Genomic DNA, 22,389 nt, shown 5'->3' on the forward strand with positions numbered 1-22,389 from the left:
AAATCAAAAAACTCAATAGAATTTTTCAATTACATTTACGCTTGTCATTTAAAATACCAGTGTTATATTACGCGTCCCTGTTATTGAAAGATCATACCAGGATCTTAGGTTTTTCGCCTTGCCACTTTAATATAAATTTTACCGGGTATATTCAAAATGGAGATAAGATTATAGATAACATCAATAAATGATCGTGTTACTAACGGGATTAATCTCTCAATCTGAAGCATTTCTTCTGTCGTGAAGCAAAATCCAAATTGCTTTTTGTCGAACGGTTGTATCTTTTTTTATTAGCAAAAAAGAACATCACAAAATGATAAGGTAGAGTGGTAACCAGAATGAATAGTCGATCTTTAGAGTACCTGGCAGCACTGGCAAAGTACAATCATTTTCAGCATGCAGCAGACGAGTGCAACGTAACGCAATCAACGCTGAGTATTCAATTGAAAAAGCTAGAACAAGAGCTTGGCGCGCCCTTGCTGGATCGTTCAAATAAAAGAGTTAAATTTACAACGATGGGTATCAGGGTGGTAAAACAGACACATGTGATACTCAAAGAACTCGAACGATTACGGGAGATGGCATCAAAACCACATATGTATGGTATACAAAACATACGTATAGGGATTATGCCATCAGTCTCAACAAACATATTTAAATATGCAGTTGAACTTTGCGATAACTTCCCATCGAAAATCGAGCTGCAGTTTAATGAAGCCGACCCGGAGAAACTCTTTTCAATGATGAAAACAGGTGCTCTGGAGTGCGCGATAATGGACAAACAGCCCAGAAATTCTGATTTTTTTGAATGCGCATCATTCGATGAACCACTGATCATTGGCGTCGGAGCCAGACATCAATATGCACTTTCAGAATCATTAGAACAAGCAGAGCTGAAAAAGCTGAAGATTCTGGTCCCGGAATATGGAAATAATCTGCACGATCCGATCATGAGCTTTTGCGATCAATATGGGCTTTTTGCGGAGATAGGCTCCGTAGGCATGAACATTGAAACATTGCGCTGGCGAATTTCGATGTCTGATTATGTATCCTTTTTCCCCTATTTTTCTGCCCTGGATAAAAATGATACCCGGCTGAAGTATATCAGACTCAACCATTTCAACCCCAGGCGTAAAATTGTTTTCTTATCACAACGAGAGCCTGTCGTGAAAAAATTCACGGAGTTGCTCATAAAAAAAATGACCAACGCGTTAATAGAATAAAGCATCCAGAAACCAGTTTTACTTATCGGACGGGTAGACAGAACCCCATTATGAATATATTTTTAGGCATTGTATTTACGCACGCTACACATAAGCAAAAATGACATTATTAGCTGCACCGATAACATGGACATTCTCTTGAATTATATATTCATAATAGTTTTCGTTATGGAGGAAAGTATCCGTGTATTTATTTTTCTACACGGCGATGCAGTATGCCAAAGCATGCAACCTGAACATACTTCACCCGGAGCACTATTTCATAGAGGATATAAATTAATAACAGAGGTCAGGTAAAGATCGTATAAATACGTTACACAAGGGGAAAAATGGTGTTATATAAAAAATACCCTGGTTAATGGTTATTTCTAACTACCCTTAGAACAAGACGCTAACCAGGGCTTGTCACCAATTTTACTCAGTGGTTAATAGACCGCACAAAACAAGAGTTAAATAATTCCACATCGCCGCTAACAAATACAGTAGAAGGTATCTATAAATTAGAATCACTTATTTTTGCCAGATGCGCAGCATGGTCGCCTTTTCAGCACAGTTGTTTGGTATTGACGTCATGGGGAAAATCGGCATTACGGATAATGAAGTAAGGGTATTTAACAAGCACGATAAGCAGTTTCAAACAGGCTGCGCAACCGCTGGTGTGCTGAAGATGTAAAGAGATAAACGGAACGAACTTCAAAAGCAGAAATGGGTGGGGGCCCTGCCAGCTACATCCCGGCACACACGTCGTCTGCCCTGGCTGCTTCCTTCCGGACCTGACCTGGTGAACAGAGTAGCGTTGCGGGAGAACCAACAGGGCCCCCATTGAGAGCGTTGTTAATCAACGCGCTGGCGCATTATCCCTGTCCAGGATGGCAATTGCAAGCCGCGCCGGGGCGGATGCTGGTTTATTGCGCAACTGTCCCTTCACAGCACGCTTTATGCTGTTTATGCTGCAAGGACTTCCCTCAGGATATCAGCATGGATATACAGGATTCTTTCCCGCAACGGGTCTGGCAAATCGTTGCCGCGATACCGGAAGGTTACGTCACAACTTATGGTGACGTGGCGAAACTGGCTGGCTCTCCGCGCGCCGCGCGACAGGTGGGCGGCGTACTGAAACGCTTACCGGAAGGGAGTACGTTACCGTGGCATCGGGTGGTAAATCGTCATGGCTGCATTTCCTTGACCGGGCCGGATTTACAGCGTCAACGCCAGGCATTACAGGCTGAAGGCGTGGTGGTGTCAGGTAGCGGGCAAATCGATTTACAACGTTATCGCTGGATCTACTAAAACGCTCCTCCCCCGCAGGAGAGGAGCCGTTATCAGTACTGTGTCGGAGCCGGAGTGGCTTCAGACGGGTTCACTTGTGTGGGTGACGTGGAAGGCACGGTCGTGGCGGCGCCACTGTTTTGCTGCAACGGCACAGCCGTTTGCTGCACCGGCACCAGCGTCAGATCCGCTTTGGTTCCGCCCTGATTGATAACCGGTTTAACCGTATCGGTGATAAAGACAATTTTATCGTCGATGGTAATGGCCGCACTCAGCAGGATACGGGCATTCGGCTGGATATCAGCCGGGTTAAACGGCAGCACGAAGCTGAACGGAGCCTGTTTACCTTCGGTACGCACAGCTTTCTGCGCCAGCACCTTCGACGGCGCATCCGCCTGGGACGCATCAGAAACTGTCACGGTTAATACCGCATTTGGCGGCAGCGCCACTTTCTGACGGATCCAGATCGTACCGGAGACGTTAGGTTGCGCAATCGCAGCTTTATTGGTTGCCGCTGGCGCGCTGGGATTAGGTGCTGGTGTTGGAATGTCAGCGCCTTTTTGAGCGCAGGCAGAGAGCGCAACAGCAACTGCCAAACCACTTAACATGTGCACGAGTTTCATTGATTTCTCCTTATCTTCAATGCACCGGCAGAACGCTTGCCTGCCAGGATGGGTGGTTAAACCATCGTAACGAGAACAAGTCTGGCACATAAGCGCGATATATTCCTGCAAAGCCCCATTTATTCAGATTATTGAACCCATCGGACCACTCATTGTTCCAGGTTATACTTATCGGGTTATTCGCTCAGTCAGCCGCTATTTATTTGAGGAAATTTATGAGTCAGGCACTCTCTAACCTGCTGTCATTATTGAATCTGGAAAAAATCGAAGAAGGCCTGTTTCGCGGCCAGAGCGAAGATTTAGGGTTACGCCAGGTCTTTGGCGGCCAGGTTGTCGGCCAGGCGCTGTACGCCGCTAAAGAGACCGTCCCCGCCGAGCGACTGGTGCACTCCTTCCACAGCTACTTTTTGCGTCCTGGCGATAGCCAGAAACCGATTGTCTATGACGTGGAAGTTCTGCGCGACGGCAACAGCTTCAGCGCCCGCCGCGTGGCGGCGATCCAGAACGGGAAACCGATTTTCTATATGACCGCCTCGTTCCAGGCGCCGGAAACGGGTTACGAACACCAAAAAACGATGCCGGACGCGCCCGCGCCGGATTCACTGAAATCCGAAACCGATATCGCCCGTGCACTCTCCCATTTGTTGCCGCCGCTGGTGAAAGAGAAATTCCTCAGCGATAAACCGCTGGAGATCCGACCGGTAGAATTTCACAACCCGCTAAAAGGGCACGTTGCCGAGCCTGCGCGCCAGGTATGGATCCGCGCAAACGGCGCGGTGCCGGAAGACTTTCGCGTCCATCAATACCTGCTGGGCTACGCCTCAGACTTCAACTTCCTGCCGGTGGCGCTGCAACCACACGGTGTGGGTTTCCTTGAGCACGGTATGCAAGTCGCCACCATTGACCACTCGATGTGGTTCCATCGTCCATTCAATATGAATGAATGGCTGCTTTATAGCGTGGAAAGTACGTCGGCCTCCGGGGCGCGCGGCTTTGTACGCGGTGAGTTCTATACGCAACAGGGCGTGCTGGTGGCGTCAACCGTGCAGGAAGGGGTGATGCGCAATCGCAACTAAGGCTCTACAAAAGGAAAAGCCTCCGAAAGGAGGCTTTTTTATGCTCAGGAGATAACTCAATTCAATCAGGCGTTGTAAGCGTTTTCGCCGTGGCTGTTAACATCCAGACCTTCACGCTCTTGATCTTCCGGTACACGCAGGCCCACAGTCATGTCAGCCAGTTTGTAGCCGATGAAGGCCACGACGCCGGACCACACGATGGTGAGTGCGATACTTTCCAACTGAACCAGGAGCTGTTGACCCATCGTCACGCCTTGTGCGTAACCGACGCCGCCCAGGGACGTTGCGGCAAAGATGCCGGTCAGGATACAGCCGACGATACCGCACACGCCATGCACACCAAACACGTCACACGGATCGTCAACACGCAGCATACGTTTCAGTGCAGTAACGCCCCACAGGCCTGCCAGACCTGAAACCAGGCCCACAATCAGCGCGCCGCCGACACCCACATAACCACACGCCGGAGTAATACCCACCAGGCCTGCAATCGCGCCGGAACATGCACCCAGCAGAGATGGTTTGCCACGCAGCGCCCACTCACCGAACACCCAGGCAAGGATTGCACCAGCAGTAGCTACAACGGTATTCACAAAGGCCAGACCGGCGATTTCGTTAGCCGCACTTGCGGAACCCGCGTTGAAGCCGAACCAACCGACATAGAGGATAGCGGTGCCGGTAAAGACCATCGGCAGGTTATGCGGTTTGAACGCTTCTTTGCCAAAGCCCACACGTTTACCAATCAGGTAAGCACCCACCAGGCCTGCAACAGCGGCGTTAATATGCACCACCGTACCGCCAGCGAAGTCCAGCGCGCCATGCGCTGCCAGCAGACCACCGCCCCATACCATGTGCGCGATTGGCACATAAGAGAGCGTCAGCCATACCACCACGAAAATCAGCACCGCAGAGAAGCGAATACGTTCAGCCAGTGCACCAACAATCAGGCCGACGGTAATACAGGCGAAAGAGCCCTGGAAAGCAACGTGGATATACTGATAGATGCTGCCCATGACTGCAGTCAGTTCAATATTCTTCAACATTACCCAGTTGAAGCTGCCGAAGAAGCTGTTGCCCTCGCCAAAAGCCAGAGAGTAGCCGTAAACCACCCACAGAACGCACACCAGCGCGAAGGTGACAGCCACCTGCGTCAGCATAGAGAGCACGTTTTTCCCGCGGATCAAGCCGCCGTAAAACAGCGCAATGCCCGGGATGCTCATAAACAGCACCAGTGCGGTAGAAATCATCATAAAGCCGTTGTCTGCTTTATCTGCTACAGCGGGAGCCGCCATCGCCAGACCTGGCAGCAATGCCAGTGAAGCAAGACCTGTTTTTAATGTTGTGTTTTTCATTGTTCCAATCCCTATCACTGTGTGGCCAGCTATTACAGTGCCGCTTCGTCGGCTTCACCGGTACGAATACGAATGACGCGTTGCAACTCAGCAACGAAAATTTTGCCGTCGCCAATTTTTCCGGTGTAGGCCGCTTTGCTGATCACATCGATAACTTCATCGAGTTGATCATCAGCAATCGCCACATCAATTTTCACTTTAGGCAGGAAATTGACGCTATATTCCGCACCGCGGTACAGCTCGGCATGACCTTTCTGACGCCCGAAACCTTTAACTTCAGTCACGGTCAGCCCTTGAATACCAATAGAAGACAGTGCTTCACGAACGTCTTCGAGTTTGAATGGTTTAATCACCACGGTAACCAGCTTCATAGATCCCCCTCCAGTCGAAATTCGATAATGGCCGCAGCTAACACATGACAGATATTGCAAGTGGTGTGCCAACAATGAAAACGAGGAGAATTTCAGATTGTTAGTGCAGACAGGCCGGGAAAAGCAGAAGGGGGAAAATGCAGGCTCGCGATTCGGCCTGGTGTCAGAAAAGAAAAACGCACCATAACAGTGCATGGTGCGTTACTTTTTTGCACCAACAGAGGATCCTGTCAGTAGCATGCCTAATTTTGGTGCATCAGGCGATAAGCGACTCTTCTCGCGAGCTGGCCGCCAGTTCTTCCCCTGCCAGTTGCAGTTGATACATCTGCCAGTAGCGCCCTTTCGCGGCCAACAATTGCTGGTGTGTCCCGCGTTCCACCGCCTGCCCGCGATGTAATACAAGGATGGTTTCCGCCTCAACAATGGTCGATAAACGGTGAGCGATCACCACCAGCGTGGTCTGCTTACGCACCGCAGCCAGCGCATGCTGGATTGCCTGCTCGGTACCGGAGTCGATATTTGCCGTTGCCTCATCGAGGATCAGGATCTGTGGCGTATCAACCAGCACGCGCGCCAGCGCCAGCAGCTGTTTTTGCCCAACCGAGAGATTATTCCCCTGCTCGCCGAGCCGGGTATGAATGCCCGCACTCATACCGCGCGCCAGTTCCGCCAGTTGTACCGTCTCCAGCGCCTGCCACACCTGCGCTTCGCTGATATCTCGCCCCAGCGTCACGTTGGCGAAAAAGCTGTCCGCCAGCACCACCGGATCCTGTTGCACCATTGCCACGCCTTTGCGTAGCGCTGTATGGCTGAGCGCAGAGAGCGGCCTTCCGTCGAGGCGTATCTCACCCTGCGTGAGCGGGTAGTAACCCATCAACAGGCTGGCGAGCGTACTTTTCCCGCTGCCGGTATGCCCCACTAAGGCGACAAAGCTGCGCGGCTCAACCGAGAGCGAAATATCCTGCAGCACCAGTTGATCGTCGCGGTAGGCAAACGAAACATTCTCAATATCAATGGCGCCACTGTGCAGCGGCGTATCATCGTAACCATAAGACTGGCGCGGCCGATCCATCAGTTCGAACACCCGTTCGCCCGCGACAACTGCCTGCTGCAACATCGATTGCTGCGTCGTCAGCTCAATCAACGGTTCATTCAGACGGCCAAGGTAGCTGATAAACGCGTACAGTACGCCGACTTCCACCGTACCCACGGAGGAAAAGCCAAACAGCATCAGCAACCCGCACAGCACCAGCGCCGAGAAAAGACTCAGCAGCGGGCGCAGCAGAAAGCCATCCAGCCGCAGAGTTTGCATGCGCGCAAGATAGTGGGAACGGCTGGCATCGCCCATACGTTCACCAAAACGCGCCTGCTGGCGGAACTGCTGAATCACGCCCATGCCGTTAATGATTTCGTTAAAGCCATCGTTAATATCAGCAAGGTAGGCACGCATCCGGCGCACAATCGGCGTGCTGTAACGCTGATAGATCAGCATGACAATCAGCACCGCGGGGAAAATCGCCATCGCCACCAGCGCCATCCGCCAGTCCAGGCTGAACATGGCGACCAGCATCGCGCCAATCAACGCGGCACTGCGCAGCACCGTCGCGACCACTGTGACATAAAGATCGCGGATCACTTCGGTGTCGTTGGTCACGCGGGAGATAATCTGCCCGACCGGCTGGGTATCAAATTCGCTTAGCGGCTGGCGCAGCGCAGCGTCCATCACATCGGTACGCAGTTGTTGTACCACGCCGACCGCCGCCTGGTTAAACAGCAGCGACTGACTGTAGTGCAGCAGCGCCGCCAGCAGTTGCAGGCCGACATAAACCGCAGCCAGACCGGCGACCAGCGCAAGTGGCAGGTAGCTTTTCGCCACCATGTTATCGATAAAGTAGCTGATCAGCGCCGGACCGGAGACTTCCGCAATCGCCGCAACCCACAGCATCATCACCGCTTTGATTAACGATTTGCGCCACGGTTTGCCATACACCAGCAGGCGTTTCAGCGTCGGCCATTGTCGTGCGAGATTACGCATCGGCGGCCTCCTGCGGTACGTCATTCAACGCAGCTTCCAGTTGCTGGTAGCGATACATATCGCGATACCAGCCCGGCTGGCGCGCAAGCTGCTCATGCTGGCCACGCTGGGCAATATGTCCATGCTGCATGACTAAAATCTCACTGGCTTCCGTCAGCGCCGACAGGCGATGCGCGCTGATAATGACTGTGCGCCCTTCGCCCCACTGGCGCAGGTTATGCAAAATTTGATGTTCGGTGCGACCGTCAACGGCCGACAGCGCATCATCCAGGATCAGGATCTCGGCATTAAGCAGCAGCGCGCGTGCAATCGAAATGCGCTGTTTTTGACCGCCGGAAAGCATCACACCGCGCTCGCCCACTTCCGTATCGTAACCCTGCGGCAGACGCAGAATGTCGTCATGCACGCTGGCAAGCTTCGCCACGTGTTCAATCTCTTCCTGCGTTGCGCCGGGTTTGCCTAACGCAATGTTGTTACCCACCGTATCGGAGAAGAGGAACGGCGTCTGATTCACCACCGCCAGACGGCTGCGCCAGGCATCCAGCTTCAATTGCTGAAGGGGAATATTGTGGAAACGAATATCGCCCTGCCCGACGTCAAAATGGCGCTGAATTAACGCCAGCAAGGTGGTTTTCCCGGCACCGGTCGGCCCGCAGATGCCCAGCATCTGGCCCGGCGTCAGCAGCACGTTAACATTATTCAGTACGGCAGTTTCCGTTTGCGGATAGCGAAATTCACGGATAGCGATAGTCAGATTGCCGCGCCCTTCCGGCACCGGCTCACTGCCGTCATTCACTACCGGCGCTTCTGACAGCATGTCGCGAATACGGCTGTATGCCGCACTTCCGCGCTCCACGATATTAAACATCCACGCCAGCGCCAGCATCGGCCAAATCATCAGCCCCAGATACATGGCAAAACTGGTGAGCTGACCGAGCGTCAGCGTACCGTGGACAATCATCCAGCTACCGCCGCCAATCGCGAGCATATTCGCCAGGCCAATCGCAATGTAAATGGTTGGATCAAAACGCGCATCAACACGGGCGACGCGCATATTTTTCGCCCCGGTGTCGGCGGCTTCCGCCGCAAACAGCGCCGACTGGCGATCCTCCAGACCGAAGGCTTTGATCATGCGGATACTGGTCATGCTCTCCTGCGTGCGATCGTTAAGCGCGGAGAATGCCGCCTGCGCTAACTTAAAACGCTGGTGCAACTGATCGCCGTAACGCTTGATAACCAGCGCCATAATCGGCATCGGTAGCAGCGACAGCAGCGTTAATTGCCAGCTAATTTGCGTCGACATCACCACCAGCACCACGCAACCCATCACCAGCGAATCCACTAACGTCAATACGCCTTCACCGGCAGCAAACACGACGCGATCGACGTCGTTCGTTGCTCGCGCCATTAAATCACCGGTACGGTGACGCAGGTAAAACTCCGGATGCTGGCGGCTCAACTGCCGATAGAAATCTTCACGCAGCTCCACGGCCAGTTGATAAGAAGCGCCGAACAACCAGACGCGCCAGACATAACGCAGCAGATAGGTGACGACCGCGACCGCGACCAGTACGCCAATCCACATCCACACCTGTGATGTGGTGTAATGCTGTTCGGTTACGCCATCGACAATCACCCCCACCACTTTGGGCGGAATGAGTTGCAGAATAGCAATAATGATAAGTAAGGCCACTGCACCGAGGTAGCGTTGCCACTCCCGGCGAAAGTACCAGCCTAACTGGGCAAATAATCGCACGCGGTTATATCCTGAAGGTGATTTTCCGGCTGTTGGTTTAGCCTGAGCGTTATTCTATGGGTAAAGCCGTGGTGTATTTTATCTGTTCCATGGCGAAGCTAGAAGTGACATCTGATAGCCCCGGCACGCTGTTCACCAGCTTCTTATAAAAGTCATCATAGCGTTTCATATCTGCCACCTGCACGCGCAGCAGATAATCATACTCTCCCGCCATACGCCAGAAACCGAGCACTTCCGGCATTTGCGTCACTTCGCTGACAAAGCGGCAATACCAGTCGCTACTGTGGTGCTGGGTTTTAATCAGCACGAAGGCGGTCAAATTCAGCCCCAGTTTTTCAGCATCCAGCACGGCAACACGACCGAGCAAAATCCCGTCGTCTTCCAGCCGCTTCAGACGTTTCCAGCAGGGAGTGGTGGTCAGATTAACGGCATCTGCCAGCGTCTGCAAAGAGAGCGAACAATCCTGTTGCAGTAGGGAGAGCAGCTTGCGGTCAATTTTATCTAACATTAGGTAATCCTGAAGAAAATTTTTCTCTTTATAGTCTAATACAAAGGCTAAATGGCAACCCTTTTTTCTTTTGCTTTCGCTAGACTGGGCACAAAATGACAAACGGATAACCGCCATGAATTGCAGTTGGGTCAAATACGCTATCAATGAAATTAACGCCGATGCACAGCGTTCTGCGGATACGCACCTTATTCGCCTGATGCTGCCAGCTTTTCCGGGGATCAATCTCTACCTGAAAGATGAAAGCACGCACCCTACCGGTAGCCTGAAACACCGGCTGGCGCGCTCATTGTTCCTGTATGGTTTGTGTAACGGCTGGATCAAAGAAGGCACGACCATTATTGAGGCCTCCTCCGGTTCAACTGCCGTCTCCGAAGCCTGGTTCGCGCGGTTGCTGGGGCTGCCCTTTATCGCGGTTATGCCTTACTGCACCGCTAAACGCAAAATCGAGCAGATCGAGTTTTATGGCGGCCGCTGCCATTTTGTTGACAGCGCCTGTGAGATCTATGCGGAATCGGAACGGCTGGCAAAAGAACTGAACGGACATTATATGGATCAGTTCACGTTTGCTGAACGTGCAACCGACTGGCGCGGCAACAACAATATTGCCGACAGCATCTTCCGTCAGATGAAAAATGAGCCGCATCCGGTGCCGGATTACATTGTGATGAGCGCAGGCACCGGCGGCACCTCTGCGACGATTGGCCGCTATATTCGCAGCCAGGGCTACGGCACGCAGTTGATGGTGGTGGACCCGGAAAACTCGGTGTTTCTTGATTACTGGCAGCAGCGCGACGCCAGCCTGCGCAGCACGACAGGCAGCAAAATCGAAGGGATTGGCCGTCCGCGCGTGGAACCTTCTTTTATTGCCGACGTAGTGGATGAGATGTTGCGGGTTCCCGATGCCGCCAGTGTGGCAACGGCGCAGTGGCTGGAAACGCAAATCGGTCGCAAAGTGGGTGCCTCTACCGGCACTAATATGTGGGGCGCGCTACAGCTTGCCGCGCGGATGTGCGACGAAGGACGCAGCGGTTCTATCGTGACGCTACTGTGCGACAGCGGCGAGCGGTATCTGGAAACCTACTACAATCCGCAATGGGTGGCGACAAACATCGGCGATATCGATCCCTGGCGCGCGGAAATCGCCCGTCTGACGGCATAAAAAAAGCCGGGTAAAAACCCGGCTTGCTGGAAAAATCTTTTTCATTCGGGGGAATAAGGAAGATTAGGTGTGTCCAGCCAGTGCAGCAAAAAGTGTGATACTGCCTGATTCCGGCAGTGTCCGATAACCGGTAAATGCGGCAGCGCTTCCCGTAACTGCGGCATGGCGTTGCCCATGATCATGCCGTGCCCCACGCTTTCAAGCATCTCTCTGTCATTCATCGCGTCGCCAAACGCCATGCAATCCTGCAATGTCAGCCCCAGCGACAGGCTCAGCGCCGCCAGCGCGGAACCTTTGTTACAGCCTGGCGGCAGGATTTCCAGACAATCGGTGGCAGAAAAACACAAGTGCGCGCGCGCTCCCAGCGCCTCATTCAGTTGAATCCGCAGGCGGCAGAGATCGTCATGATCGCCAACAAAACAAATTTTGGTCACCTCGTGAGCCGGTAAGCGCCTGAGATCGGCCAGTTGGTAGGTAAAACCGCTGAGCAGATGAGCTTGCAGCAACTCTGGCAGCGCGTTACCCGTCAACCAGCCGGAATCATTGAATACGTGTACAGTCGCGCGGGTGTCCCATGTGCTGTGCAGAACAAGCTCCGCCACTTCCGGGTTCAGATCCTGACGGAACAGTAGCTCGCCGTCCTGCGAATGGATGCGCGTTCCGTTACCGGTTATTAAAAAAGCATCCAGCGCCAGGCTACTGATAAGGCTACGCATCTCCAGCGCGTGCCGCCCGGTCGCAAAAGTCAGGGTGATATCCCGTTCGCGCAGACGCTGAAGCGCATTGACCGTTTGCTCGCCTAAGCGGTGGTCAGGCATTAACAGGGTGCCATCCATGTCAAAAGCAGCCAAACGCGCCATCATCTTTTCTCCGGTTATGTTTCATTCACAGTTGCGTTCCAGTATTACGTGAGATATACGGAAGTAATAGTGAATAGATGACAAATATTGTTCCGGGTTTATGCGACTCCTCAATCGACTCAATCAGTACCAACGCCTGTGGCAGATCTCTGCCGGGGAAACACAATCCGCCAGCGTAACGGAGCTGGCGGCGCACTGTTTTTGCAGCGAGCGGCATATGCGCACGCTGCTGCGCCAGATGCAGGACGCTGGCTGGCTACGCTGGCAATCGCAATCCGGACGGGGTAAACGCGGCGAGTTGCAGTTGCTGATCGCGCCGGAATCGATACGCAGTGAGATGCTCGAACAGGCTCTCAATACCGGTCAGCAGCAGAACGCGTTGGCGCTGGCGCAAATTGCACCGGATGATCTGCGCACATTGCTGAATCCGTTTCTCGGCGGCTTGTGGCAAAACGAAACGCCAACCCTGCGCATTCCCTACTATCGCCCGCTTGATCCCCTTGTTCCGGGTTTTCTTCCCGGACGCGCGGAACAGCATCTTGTCGGGCAGATCTTCAGCGGCCTGACCCGCTTTGTCAGCCACAGCATTCAACCGCAGGGCGATTTGGCGCATCACTGGGATGTGAGCGCAGACGGCTTGTGTTGGCGATTCCATTTGCATGCCACGCTGCACTGGCATAACGGCGATACCGTCACGGCTGTGCAGTTACAGGAGAGCCTGCAACGGCTGCTGCAATTGCCTGCGTTGCAAAAGTTATTTTCCAGCGTCGCGAGCATTGAAATCACGCATCCCTGGTGTCTGACATTCAAACTGCACCGCCCGGATTTCTGGCTGCCGTACCGCCTTGCCAGTTACGGCAGCCGTCTGGCACATCCGCAGCAGCCCATGGTTGGTACCGGGCCGTTTCGCCTGGTCACGTACAGCCGCGAACTGGTCCGGCTGGAGAGTCACGACCACTATCATCTTGGGCACCCATTCCTGAAGGCGGTAGAGTTCTGGATCACGCCACAGTTGTTTGAGCAGGATTTAGGCACCAGTTGCCGGCATCCGGTGCAAATTGCCATTGGCGAGCCGGATGAGCTTCGTCACCTGCAACCCGTCAGTAACGGCATCAGCCTTGGGTTTTGTTATCTTGCCCAGCGGCCAGGCGCGCGCCTGAGCCCGGCGCAGTCACGCCGTCTGGTACAGATTATCCATCACACTTCGCTGGTGCAGACGTTGCCGCTTGACGAGAATCTGATCACTCCCAGCCGTGAGCTCTTACCCGGCTGGCAAATGCCTGAATGGCCAGCCGAACAGGTTCCGCTGCCAGCAAAACTCACCCTGCTCTACCATTTACCGGTGGAACTACACATCATGGCGGAGCAACTCAGGCTTTATCTCGCCACGCTCGGTTGTGAACTGACAGTTATTTTCCACGACAGCAAAAACTGGGATGGCTGCCCCCAGCTTGCGACTGCCGATCTGATGATGGGAGACAGGCTGATTGGCGAAACACCGGAATATACTCTTGAGCAGTGGATACGTTGCGACCCGCTATGGCCCAACCTGCTTAGTGCGCCGCAGTTCGCGCATTTGCAGGCAACGCTGGATGCCGTACAGCGCCAGGCGAATGAGCAGGAGCGTTACCAGGCGCTGCATGATGTGTTCGATACCCTGATGGATAATGCCACACTCACACCGCTGTTTAATTACCAGTACCGTATCAGCGCACCGCCAGGCGTGGAAGGGATCCATCTGAATACGCGCGGCTGGTTTGACTTTGCCGAAGCGTGGCTTCCCGCCCCGGCGCGGTGAAGAAGCTGGTCGCTGTCAGCGGCACGCGCTACCATAGCGTTTTATTCGCGATTGTCAGGAAGAATTATGAAACGTGCCGTTGTCGTGTTCAGTGGCGGACAAGACTCCACAACTTGCCTGGTGCAAGCATTGCAGCAGTATGACGAAGTGCATTGCGTCACCTTTGATTACGGCCAGCGCCACCGCGCAGAGATCGATGTTGCCCGCGAACTGGCGTTAACGCTGGGTGCCCGTGCCCACAAAGTGCTGGATGTCACCCTGCTCAATGAACTGGCGGTCAGCAGCCTGACACGCGACAGCATTCCGGTGCCGGACTACGAGCCTGATGCCACCGGTATTCCAAATACTTTCGTGCCTGGGCGTAATATTCTGTTTCTGACGCTGGCGGCGGTGTATGCATATCAGGTGCAGGCAGAAGCCGTGATCACTGGCGTTTGTGAAACCGATTTTTCCGGTTACCCGGATTGCCGCGATGAGTTTGTTAAGGCACTTAACCATGCGGTCAATCTTGGCCTGGCGAAAGATATCCGCTTTGAAACCCCGCTGATGTGGATCGATAAAGCCGAAACCTGGGCGCTGGCGGATTACTGGGGCAAACTGGATCTGGTGCGCAGCGAAACGCTGACCTGCTATAACGGCATTAAAGGCGATGGCTGCGGCCATTGTGCAGCCTGCAACCTGCGCGCCAACGGCCTGCAACATTACCTCGCGGATAAAAGCGGCGTAATGGCAGCCATGAAACAGAAGACCGGATTGAAATAAAAGACACTCTCCGGGATCTGTGCCGGATGGGCGCTAACGCTCATCCGGTCTGCAATCTTGTCGGGCAGCGATTTGTCTTTGACGGTTTTCGCCAGCCCGTTTTTAATATTAATCGCCTGCGCGGATCATCTTCTCCAGTTTTTCCCGCAGTTCCCCTTCTAATGCCAGCGCCTTCTGGCTTTTCAGGTCGATGCAGACAAATGTCACCAGCGCATCAGCGACTACCTGTCCTTCCGGTTCCAGCGTGACGACCTGGCTTAAAACGCCGCTTTTACCGTTGATCTGCTTTACATGGCTGGTGACGGTAAGCAAATCACCGAGCACCGCCGGACGGCGATAGTTGATATTGATGTTCACCACCACGAAAGCAATGTTATTGGCCGTCATCCATTTAAAGCTGTCGTTATTCTCAAGCCCGTCCCAGCGAGCCTCTTCGAGAAACTCCAGATAGCGAGCATTATTCACGTGCTGGTAAACATCGAGATGAAAACCACGAACTTTGATTTGTGTCTGCATAGCGCTTTAACCTTTACCGTTTATTGTTATAGGGACAGAGAGATCATAACTGGTATGACCTCTCTATTCTGGCAAAGATTAGCGACTACGCAAGCGCCTTACAGTTTCAAGTGCGCCAGATTACGTTCCACCAGCGTACCGCCCATACCTGGCACCTGCTTGAGATCGTCGAGCGTTTTAAACGGGCCATACTCATCGCGGTAACTGACTATCGCCTGGGCTTTCTTGATGCCGACACCGCTCATCACCTGGGCGAGCTCTTCCGCACTGGCACTGTTAATACTTACCCGCGTGCCATCCCCCTCATCAGCGTTGGTTGCCATATCCTGTACTTTTGCTTTTCCTGCGGATGCGTTTTCACTTTTGTTCAACGAGAGCGGCGCTTTTTCTGCGGTTACCGGGGCGGCCAGCGCGCTGTAACTCAGCGACGAGCAGGCGATGCTCAGAGTAATAATCAGGGCTTTGATTCCATGTTTCATGCTGTTTTCTCCTTTGTTTTCAATGTGAGGCAACGATAAACAGAAGCCGGAATATGGGCAAAGGGCAAAACGCAGAAATGGAAAAGGCCGCGAAAGCGGCCTTTGTGATTTGCAAAATTTTGCTTTTTTTTGGGAGACGCTTCGCGCCTTTACCCGTTACTGTTGTTCAGCGATCGTGCCGAGTTTGATTTTGGCTTCTTTGCGCAGGTTGCTCATCAGCGCTTCAAAAGCGATCTGTGCGTTGTTCTGCGTGATGCCTTTAACCATCGCTTCTTTCTGTGCATCCGGCATGGTTCCTGCTTTTACTTCGTCCAGCACCAGAACCACAACGTTACCCTGCTGATCGGTCGTCGAACCGAAAGACGGTTTATCTTTTTCCGGCAGCGGCAGATTAAACGCAGCCTGACTTACCGGATCCTGACTTGTACGCGCCAGAGTTTTCGCCGCGCCAAAGCTCAGGCCTGCGGCTTTCAGCGCATCGTCACCTTTGCCCGCTTTCAGCTCAGTCACCAGTTTTTCAGCATCCAGCTTCGCCTGTTGCTCAGCCTTATTGTGCTTCACAATGTCGGTAACCTGCGCTTTCACTTCAGCCAGCGGTTTGATGGCTTCCGCTTTGTGATCTGTGATACGTAGTACAAACGCGCGATCGCCATCAACGGTGATGATATCGGAGTTGCTGCCCGGCGCGCCGTTCTGCCCCACCAGACCACCATTGAAAATCGCGTCGCTCACCGGTTTGAAGTTCAGTTCTTCCGGCAGAGTGTCGCGACTGAACCATCCCGTTTGCACTGCTTTCGCCCCTGCGGCCTGTTCTGCACCAGCCAGAGATTCGTTATCGTTGCTCGCCGCTTCGCTCACTTTCTGTTGCAGTGCATACCAGGCGTCCAGCGCTTTTTCCTGTTTCACTTTTGCAGCCAGTTCATCATGCACTTCGCTGAGCGGTTTCACCTGCGCAGGCTGGATATCGTCAAGACGCGCAACCAGGAAACCCACAGAAGATTTGATAACGCCGGAAAGCTGGCCCTTCTCTTTCAGGCCAGCATTTTTCAGTTCATCCGGCGTGGTGCCCTCTTCCAGCCAGCCCATATCGCCGCCGTTGCGGGCAGAGATAATGTCGGTGGATTTCGCTTTCGCGACGGTGGCGAAATCAGCGCCTTTATTCAGCTCATCAAGCACGGCTTTCGCGTCGTCTTCTGTTTTCGTCTGGATGACGCTGTAGCGGTTGCGCTGCGGCTGGGTGAACTGATCCTGATGCTGATCGTAGTAAGCCTGAATCTCTGCATCGGTGGCATTTTCCTGCATCGCAGTAGCATCAAGTTTGATGTAGCTTACGCGGAACTGCTCCGGCGCGATGAAACGACTCTTGTTTTGATCGTAGTAGCTGGTAACTTCGTCATCGCTGGCTGTCTGCTTCGCCGCCAGTGCGTTCACATCGATCACCGCCTGGCGAACAACGCGCTGCTGGGCAACCAGTGCCGCCAGCTCGTCGGTCTCGCCTTTAAGCATAAAATCAGTACCGGCAACAGCGTTGATGAGCTGCTGGGAGGTTAACTGGTTACGCAGCGCCTGCGCGTACTGATCGGCGCTCATGCCCATCTGATTAACGATGGCATTAAAGCGGTTGTTGTCGAATTTGCCGTTAGCCTGGAAAGCCTGAGTGGAAAAAATGGCTTTCTTCACCTGCTCGTCGCTAATGCCGAGGTTCAACTTTTTGGCGTACTGGTCCAGCAACGCTTCATCAATCATGCGATTGAGCACTTGCTGGCGCACGGATTTCATATAGTTTTCGTTGGCAGCCAGTTCAGAGAACTGATCGCCCAACTGCTGCGCCATACGATTGCGCTCGCTGGTCACCGCATTTTCAAACTGCGAACGGCTAATTTCCTGACCGTTAACTTCTGCGGCATAATTATTGTTACCGCCAATCAGGTAGTTACCCACGCCAGTCAAAATGAATGACACGATAATCAAACCCAGAATGATCTTGAGCACGACGTGATTCGCCGCCGCGCGTAAATTGTCCATCATGGTGTAACAACACTCCGCTGTAGGTGACTTTAGATCTCAGGCAGCAAGAGTTGCCCGCTGCGTGTAAGCGCGTATTTTGACAAGAAACCGGCGCAATTGTTAGCCCACAACGTGCAGAAACTCGTACAAAGTAAGAATTCGCAAATAAAAAAAGGCACATCTCGCGATGCGCCTTGTATTTTCTTACTCTCCCCACACGGGGAAAGTAATCAGTTTACTGCGTCTTTCAGCGCTTTACCTGCGCGGAACCCTGGCACTTTAGCTGCAGCGATAGTGATTTCTTTGCCGGTCTGCGGGTTACGGCCAGTGCGTGCAGCACGTTCTTTAACCGCGAAAGTCCCGAAACCTACCAGTGCTACGTCGTCCCCGGATTTCAAAGATTCAGTAACAGAAGCAATTAAAGCATCTAACGCACGTCCTGCAGCAGCTTTGGAAATATCAGCACCTGCGGCAATCTTGTCAATCAGCTGAGATTTGTTCACTCTTCTCTTCCTCTCTTTATAATTTATATCGCACCTGAATCCTTCACAGCGCGACCGCGCAGCAGTTATATCAGGCCTGTCATGCCCTTACAACACCAGTTGATGATGACACACCCAACCAGCAATCTAAATTAGCTATACAAAAAAAGGCTGGCAAGTACGAAATCACTCACCAGCCTTGTTTTTATCAACGCACTTTGCGCGAGGTCACTATTTTGCCGTCACGACCTGCATACCAAAGGGTTCGTTCTGCAATGCAAGGCTGAGAACTTCTTCGATACGCTTAACCGGATGGATATCCAAATCGGCCACAACGTTGTCCGGAATCTCTTCCAGGTCACGTTTGTTTTCGTAAGGAATCAGAACAGTCTTAATGCCCCCACGGTGCGCCGCCAACAGTTTTTCCTTCAGACCACCAATCGGCAACACCTGGCCACGCAGGGTAATTTCACCCGTCATTGCCACATCTGCACGAACCGGGTTACCAGTCAGGCAGGAAACCAGTGCGGTACACATTGCAATCCCCGCACTCGGGCCATCTTTCGGCGTCGCGCCTTCCGGTACGTGAACGTGGATATCGCGTTTTTCGTAAAAATCGCCGTTGATGCCGAGTTTCTCCGCACGGGCGCGAACCACGGTCAGCGCCGCCTGGATAGACTCCTGCATCACTTCGCCGAGCGAACCGGTATACGTCAGCTTACCTTTGCCCGGAACGCAGGCGGTTTCAATGGTCAGCAGATCGCCGCCCACTTCCGTCCACGCCAGCCCCGTCACCTGACCGACACGGTTTTCATCATCCGCACGGCCATAATCAAAGCGCTGAACGCCCAGGTAGTCATGCAGGTTATCACCGTTGATCTCAATGTGCTTCAGCGACGGATCCAGCAGCAACTGTTTCACCGCCTTGCGGCACAGTTTGGAGATTTCGCGCTCCAGACCACGCACGCCAGCTTCACGGGTGTAGTAACGGATGATGCCGACGATTGCACTGTCATCAACGGTCAATTCGCTATCTTTCAGCGCATTACGCTCAATCTGTTTGGTCAACAGGTGACGTTTTGCAATGTTCAGTTTTTCGTCTTCGGTGTAGCCGGAAAGACGGATCACTTCCATACGATCCAGCAGCGGCGCCGGAATATTCATGGAGTTCGAGGTCGCGACAAACATCACATCGCTGAGATCGTAATCCACTTCCAGGTAGTGATCGCTGAAGGCTACGTTCTGTTCAGGATCCAGAACTTCCAGCAGAGCCGAAGCCGGATCGCCGCGCATATCGGACGACATTTTGTCGATTTCATCGAGCAGGAACAGCGGGTTTTTCACGCCCACTTTCGCCATCTTCTGGATCAGTTTGCCCGGCATAGAACCGATGTAGGTACGGCGGTGACCGCGAATTTCCGCTTCGTCACGCACGCCGCCCAGCGCCATACGGATGTATTTACGCCCGGTGGCTTTGGCAATAGATTGCCCCAGCGAGGTTTTCCCCACCCCCGGAGGCCCAACCAGACACAGAATCGGCCCTTTCAACTTGTTCATACGGCTCTGCACCGCAAGGTATTCAAGGATACGATCCTTCACGCGCTCAAGGCCGTAATGGTCGGTATCGAGGATCTCCTGCGCCTGACGAAGGTCTTTTTTGACCTTGCTGCGCGCGTTCCACGGCACCTGCACCATCCATTCAATATAGCCGCGCACGACGGTCGCTTCTGCAGACATCGGCGACATCATTTTCAGCTTCTGCAGCTCGGATTCGGCTTTCTCTTTTGCCTCTTTCGGCATTTTTGCCGCATCGATTTTGCGTTTCAGCGCTTCGTTTTCATCCGGCGCATCATCCATTTCACCCAGCTCTTTCTGAATGGCTTTCATTTGCTCATTCAGGTAGTACTCGCGTTGGGATTTTTCCATCTGCTTTTTAACGCGGTTGCGAATGCGTTTCTCAACCTGGAGCAGATCGATTTCAGATTCCATCATCGCCATCAGATATTCCAGACGTTCATTAACGTCGGACATCTCCAGAACAGACTGTTTATCAGCCAGTTTCAGCGGCATATGGGCAGCGATGGTATCAGCCAGACGTGCGGGATCGTCAATGCTGTTCAGCGAAGTCAGCACTTCTGGCGGGATTTTTTTATTCAGTTTGATATAGCCTTCAAACTGGCTGATCGCCGTACGTACCAGCACTTCCTGCTCGCGCTCGTCGATAGCCGGCGAGTCGAGATATTCCGCTTTGGCAGAGAAGTGCTCGCCATCATCGGCAAGCGTGGTAATGCGCGCGCGCTGCAGCCCCTCGACCAGCACTTTTACAGTGCCATCAGGCAGCTTCAGCATCTGCAGAATAGACGCCACGGTCCCGACGGTGAAAAGATCGTTTACACCCGGCTCATCCGTTGACGCTTCTTTCTGCGCAACCAGCATGATTTTTTTATCATGGTCCATGGCCGCTTCCAGACAACGGATCGATTTTTCCCGTCCAACAAATAAGGGAATGACCATGTGCGGATAAACCACCACATCGCGCAACGGCAATACGGGGATTTCAATGCGTTCAGAACGCTCAGGATTCATAGAGCTCTCTCTTAGTTTAAAGTCCGCCAGGTAATCAGGTGACGTGACTGTGCAACACGCACCATTAACATGTAAAGCAGTATATGGGGATGTTTCCCACACATTCAACGGCGGGAATACGGAAAAATAAAAGGGGAGATAAAATCCCCCCCTTTTGGTTAACTGATTGTAAGAATTGGTGAATTATTCGCCAGATGCCTGCTGCGCTTCCGGTTTGCCGTAAATCAGCAACGGTTTGCTTTGACCAGCGATAACCGACTCGTCAATGACCACTTTCTCAACGTCTTCCAGCGATGGCAGATCGTACATGGTATCGAGCAGAGCGGCTTCTACAATTGAACGCAGGCCACGTGCACCGGTTTTGCGCACCATTGCTTTCTTGGCGATCGCATCCAGCGCTTCGTCGCGGAACTCAAGATCCACGCCTTCCAGATTGAACAGCGCCTGATACTGCTTGGTCAGCGCATTTTTCGGCTCTTTCAGGATCTGAATCAGCGCTTCTTCGCTCAGCTCGCTCAGCGTCGCCACCACCGGCAGACGGCCGATGAACTCAGGAATCAGGCCAAATTTGATCAAATCTTCCGGCTCAACCTGCGCCAGCAGTTCGCCTTCGTTGGCTTTTTCAGATTTGCCTTTCACCGTCGCGCCGAAGCCAATGCCCGATCCGGTTTCAACACGGTGAGAAATCACTTTGTCGAGACCAGCAAATGCACCGCCGCAAATGAACAGGATTTTCGAGGTATCAACCTGCAAAAACTCCTGCTGCGGGTGCTTACGTCCACCCTGCGGCGGAACCGCAGCCACGGTGCCTTCGATCAGCTTCAGCAACGCCTGCTGCACGCCTTCACCGGAAACATCACGCGTAATTGACGGGTTGTCTGATTTACGGGAGATCTTGTCGATCTCATCAATGTAAACAATCCCGCGCTGCGCTTTCTGCACGTCGTAATCGCATTTTTGCAGCAATTTCTGGATAATGTTTTCGACGTCTTCCCCCACGTAACCGGCTTCGGTCAACGTAGTGGCATCCGCCATGGTGAATGGCACATCCAGCAAACGCGCCAGCGTTTCAGCCAGCAACGTCTTACCGGAACCGGTCGGCCCAATCAGCAGAATGTTACTTTTGCCCAGTTCAACGCCATTACTGGTATCGCCATTGCGCAGGCGTTTGTAGTGGTTATAGACCGCCACTGCCAGCACTTTTTTCGCCTGTTCCTGGCCAATGACATAGTCATCCAGATGGTGGCGGATTTCATGCGGGGTCGGCAGCGCGCTGCGCTCGCGATGCGGCGCAACTTCTTTAATCTCTTCGCGAATAATGTCGTTACACAGATCCACACATTCGTCGCAGATATACACGGACGGCCCGGCGATTAGCTTACGCACTTCATGCTGGCTTTTGCCGCAAAAAGAGCAATACAACAGTTTGCCCGAACCATCTTTGCGTTTATCTGTCATGAGTCAAAACCTCTTAATCTGTTCTTTGTGCCGCACATGACGACGCAAATGCCATTCCAGGCGCAA

20 protein-coding genes and 1 other RNA gene are annotated in these 22,389 nt (G+C 53.0%); 7 read left to right on the forward strand and 14 right to left on the reverse strand.

The features are described 5' to 3' along the window. The first annotated feature begins 338 nt into the window (after window positions 1-338). Window positions 339-1,223 carry a LysR family transcriptional regulator gene (locus CWM66_RS06885; RefSeq protein WP_007373557.1) on the forward strand — a complete coding sequence of 295 codons (885 nt, stop codon included), beginning with the start codon at window positions 339-341 and terminating at the stop codon, window positions 1,221-1,223. Window positions 1,224-1,755: 532 nt separating this feature from the next. Next, a complete protein-coding gene (locus CWM66_RS28865) occupies window positions 1,756-1,896 on the forward strand; it encodes a hypothetical protein (protein ID WP_154066837.1) in 141 nt (46 codons plus the stop codon). Between the two features lie 43 nt (window positions 1,897-1,939). Here CWM66_RS28865 and ffs read toward each other — a convergent pair. Further along, an RNA gene (ffs, locus tag CWM66_RS06890) (signal recognition particle sRNA small type) lies at window positions 1,940-2,036 on the reverse strand. A 165-nt stretch (window positions 2,037-2,201) separates the two neighbouring features. On the opposite strand from ffs, the gene CWM66_RS06895 reads away from it, so the two are divergent. Further along, the gene (locus CWM66_RS06895; protein ID WP_090397438.1) at window positions 2,202-2,513 is read left to right on the forward strand and encodes an MGMT family protein; all 312 of its coding nucleotides are present in this window, start codon (window positions 2,202-2,204) and stop codon (window positions 2,511-2,513) included. A gap of 32 nt (window positions 2,514-2,545) precedes the next feature. Here the strand turns inward: CWM66_RS06895 and CWM66_RS06900 are convergent, their stop codons facing one another. Continuing rightward, complete coding sequence (locus tag CWM66_RS06900; RefSeq protein ID WP_007373554.1) at window positions 2,546-3,115, reverse strand: YbaY family lipoprotein; 570 nt, start codon at window positions 3,113-3,115, stop codon at window positions 2,546-2,548. 215 nt (window positions 3,116-3,330) lie between these two features. Between CWM66_RS06900 and tesB the strand changes: the two genes are divergently transcribed. Beyond that, window positions 3,331-4,191, forward strand: coding sequence for an acyl-CoA thioesterase II (tesB, locus tag CWM66_RS06905; RefSeq protein ID WP_007373553.1), 861 nt, complete (start codon window positions 3,331-3,333; stop codon window positions 4,189-4,191). 65 nt (window positions 4,192-4,256) lie between these two features. Here the strand turns inward: tesB and amtB are convergent, their stop codons facing one another. The 5 genes from amtB to CWM66_RS06930 form a co-directional block, all read right to left on the reverse strand. Next, complete coding sequence (gene amtB / locus CWM66_RS06910; RefSeq protein WP_007373552.1) at window positions 4,257-5,543, reverse strand: ammonium transporter AmtB; 1,287 nt, start codon at window positions 5,541-5,543, stop codon at window positions 4,257-4,259. Window positions 5,544-5,575: 32 nt separating this feature from the next. Continuing rightward, complete coding sequence (gene glnK, locus CWM66_RS06915) at window positions 5,576-5,914, reverse strand: P-II family nitrogen regulator (protein ID WP_002891893.1); 339 nt, start codon at window positions 5,912-5,914, stop codon at window positions 5,576-5,578. 256 nt (window positions 5,915-6,170) lie between these two features. Next, window positions 6,171-7,949, reverse strand: a complete 1,779-nt coding sequence (locus CWM66_RS06920; RefSeq protein WP_071920329.1) for a SmdB family multidrug efflux ABC transporter permease/ATP-binding protein — start codon at window positions 7,947-7,949, stop codon at window positions 6,171-6,173. Next, the gene (locus CWM66_RS06925) at window positions 7,942-9,705 is read right to left on the reverse strand and encodes a SmdA family multidrug ABC transporter permease/ATP-binding protein (protein WP_107146404.1); all 1,764 of its coding nucleotides are present in this window, start codon (window positions 9,703-9,705) and stop codon (window positions 7,942-7,944) included. The genes CWM66_RS06920 and CWM66_RS06925 overlap by 8 nt, the downstream gene beginning before the upstream one ends. A 49-nt stretch (window positions 9,706-9,754) precedes the next feature. Beyond that, window positions 9,755-10,213, reverse strand: a complete 459-nt coding sequence (locus CWM66_RS06930; RefSeq protein WP_007373549.1) for an Lrp/AsnC family transcriptional regulator — start codon at window positions 10,211-10,213, stop codon at window positions 9,755-9,757. A gap of 115 nt (window positions 10,214-10,328) precedes the next feature. Here CWM66_RS06930 and CWM66_RS06935 point away from each other — a divergent pair, with 115 nt between their 5' ends. After that, on the forward strand, window positions 10,329-11,375 hold the full coding sequence (locus tag CWM66_RS06935) for a PLP-dependent cysteine synthase family protein (RefSeq protein WP_007373548.1): 1,047 nt from the start codon (window positions 10,329-10,331) through the stop codon (window positions 11,373-11,375). 41 nt (window positions 11,376-11,416) lie between these two features. Here the strand turns inward: CWM66_RS06935 and cof are convergent, their stop codons facing one another. Continuing rightward, on the reverse strand, window positions 11,417-12,235 hold the full coding sequence (cof, locus tag CWM66_RS06940) for an HMP-PP phosphatase (protein WP_107146469.1): 819 nt from the start codon (window positions 12,233-12,235) through the stop codon (window positions 11,417-11,419). A gap of 100 nt (window positions 12,236-12,335) precedes the next feature. On the opposite strand from cof, the gene CWM66_RS06945 reads away from it, so the two are divergent. Next, entirely contained in the window at window positions 12,336-14,033 is a 1,698-nt protein-coding gene (locus CWM66_RS06945) for an SgrR family transcriptional regulator (RefSeq protein ID WP_072438189.1), read from the forward strand. Window positions 14,034-14,099: 66 nt separating this feature from the next. Further along, window positions 14,100-14,795 carry a 7-cyano-7-deazaguanine synthase QueC gene (gene queC / locus CWM66_RS06950; RefSeq protein WP_007373545.1) on the forward strand — a complete coding sequence of 232 codons (696 nt, stop codon included), beginning with the start codon at window positions 14,100-14,102 and terminating at the stop codon, window positions 14,793-14,795. Window positions 14,796-14,903: 108 nt separating this feature from the next. On the opposite strand, the gene CWM66_RS06955 is transcribed toward queC, so the two are convergent. The 6 genes from CWM66_RS06955 to clpX all read right to left on the reverse strand — a co-directional run bounded on the left by CWM66_RS06955 (window position 14,904) and on the right by clpX (window position 22,323). Next, window positions 14,904-15,311: a YbgC/FadM family acyl-CoA thioesterase gene (locus CWM66_RS06955; RefSeq protein ID WP_007373544.1), complete on the reverse strand. Its 408-nt coding sequence runs from the start codon at window positions 15,309-15,311 to the stop codon at window positions 14,904-14,906. Between the two features lie 98 nt (window positions 15,312-15,409). Continuing rightward, the gene (locus CWM66_RS06960) at window positions 15,410-15,790 is read right to left on the reverse strand and encodes a helix-hairpin-helix domain-containing protein (protein WP_007373543.1); all 381 of its coding nucleotides are present in this window, start codon (window positions 15,788-15,790) and stop codon (window positions 15,410-15,412) included. 156 nt (window positions 15,791-15,946) lie between these two features. Then, a complete protein-coding gene (ppiD, locus tag CWM66_RS06965) occupies window positions 15,947-17,818 on the reverse strand; it encodes a peptidylprolyl isomerase (RefSeq protein WP_072438185.1) in 1,872 nt (623 codons plus the stop codon). Window positions 17,819-18,027: 209 nt separating this feature from the next. Next, on the reverse strand, window positions 18,028-18,300 hold the full coding sequence (gene hupB / locus CWM66_RS06970; RefSeq protein WP_007373541.1) for a nucleoid-associated protein HU-beta: 273 nt from the start codon (window positions 18,298-18,300) through the stop codon (window positions 18,028-18,030). A gap of 210 nt (window positions 18,301-18,510) precedes the next feature. Continuing rightward, window positions 18,511-20,865, reverse strand: coding sequence for an endopeptidase La (lon, locus tag CWM66_RS06975; protein WP_007373540.1), 2,355 nt, complete (start codon window positions 20,863-20,865; stop codon window positions 18,511-18,513). A 183-nt stretch (window positions 20,866-21,048) separates the two neighbouring features. Next, on the reverse strand, window positions 21,049-22,323 hold the full coding sequence (clpX, locus tag CWM66_RS06980; RefSeq protein ID WP_007373539.1) for an ATP-dependent protease ATP-binding subunit ClpX: 1,275 nt from the start codon (window positions 22,321-22,323) through the stop codon (window positions 21,049-21,051). Window positions 22,324-22,389 lie beyond the last annotated feature (66 nt).

The sequence above is a fragment of the Kosakonia sp. H7A genome (assembly GCF_003028445.1).
Taxonomy (GTDB): domain Bacteria; phylum Pseudomonadota; class Gammaproteobacteria; order Enterobacterales; family Enterobacteriaceae; genus Kosakonia; species Kosakonia radicincitans.

Excerpts from the sequence above, each read along its gene's own strand:
- CWM66_RS06920 (WP_071920329.1), bottom strand. The coding sequence starts at position 7,949 with ATGCGTAATCTCGCACGACAATGGCCGACGCTGAAACGCCTGCTGGTG.
- CWM66_RS06945 (WP_072438189.1), top strand. The coding sequence starts at position 12,336 with ATGCGACTCCTCAATCGACTCAATCAGTACCAACGCCTGTGGCAGATC.
- clpX (WP_007373539.1), bottom strand. The coding sequence starts at position 22,323 with ATGACAGATAAACGCAAAGATGGTTCGGGCAAACTGTTGTATTGCTCT.
- cof (WP_107146469.1), bottom strand. The coding sequence starts at position 12,235 with ATGGCGCGTTTGGCTGCTTTTGACATGGATGGCACCCTGTTAATGCCT.
- CWM66_RS06885 (WP_007373557.1), top strand. The coding sequence starts at position 339 with ATGAATAGTCGATCTTTAGAGTACCTGGCAGCACTGGCAAAGTACAAT.
- amtB (WP_007373552.1), bottom strand. The coding sequence starts at position 5,543 with ATGAAAAACACAACATTAAAAACAGGTCTTGCTTCACTGGCATTGCTG.
- tesB (WP_007373553.1), top strand. The coding sequence starts at position 3,331 with ATGAGTCAGGCACTCTCTAACCTGCTGTCATTATTGAATCTGGAAAAA.
- lon (WP_007373540.1), bottom strand. The coding sequence starts at position 20,865 with ATGAATCCTGAGCGTTCTGAACGCATTGAAATCCCCGTATTGCCGTTG.
- queC (WP_007373545.1), top strand. The coding sequence starts at position 14,100 with ATGAAACGTGCCGTTGTCGTGTTCAGTGGCGGACAAGACTCCACAACT.
- ppiD (WP_072438185.1), bottom strand. The coding sequence starts at position 17,818 with ATGATGGACAATTTACGCGCGGCGGCGAATCACGTCGTGCTCAAGATC.
- CWM66_RS28865 (WP_154066837.1), top strand. The coding sequence starts at position 1,756 with ATGGTCGCCTTTTCAGCACAGTTGTTTGGTATTGACGTCATGGGGAAA.
- CWM66_RS06900 (WP_007373554.1), bottom strand. The coding sequence starts at position 3,115 with ATGAAACTCGTGCACATGTTAAGTGGTTTGGCAGTTGCTGTTGCGCTC.
- CWM66_RS06935 (WP_007373548.1), top strand. The coding sequence starts at position 10,329 with ATGAATTGCAGTTGGGTCAAATACGCTATCAATGAAATTAACGCCGAT.
- CWM66_RS06895 (WP_090397438.1), top strand. The coding sequence starts at position 2,202 with ATGGATATACAGGATTCTTTCCCGCAACGGGTCTGGCAAATCGTTGCC.
- CWM66_RS06930 (WP_007373549.1), bottom strand. The coding sequence starts at position 10,213 with ATGTTAGATAAAATTGACCGCAAGCTGCTCTCCCTACTGCAACAGGAT.
- CWM66_RS06960 (WP_007373543.1), bottom strand. The coding sequence starts at position 15,790 with ATGAAACATGGAATCAAAGCCCTGATTATTACTCTGAGCATCGCCTGC.
- glnK (WP_002891893.1), bottom strand. The coding sequence starts at position 5,914 with ATGAAGCTGGTTACCGTGGTGATTAAACCATTCAAACTCGAAGACGTT.
- CWM66_RS06955 (WP_007373544.1), bottom strand. The coding sequence starts at position 15,311 with ATGCAGACACAAATCAAAGTTCGTGGTTTTCATCTCGATGTTTACCAG.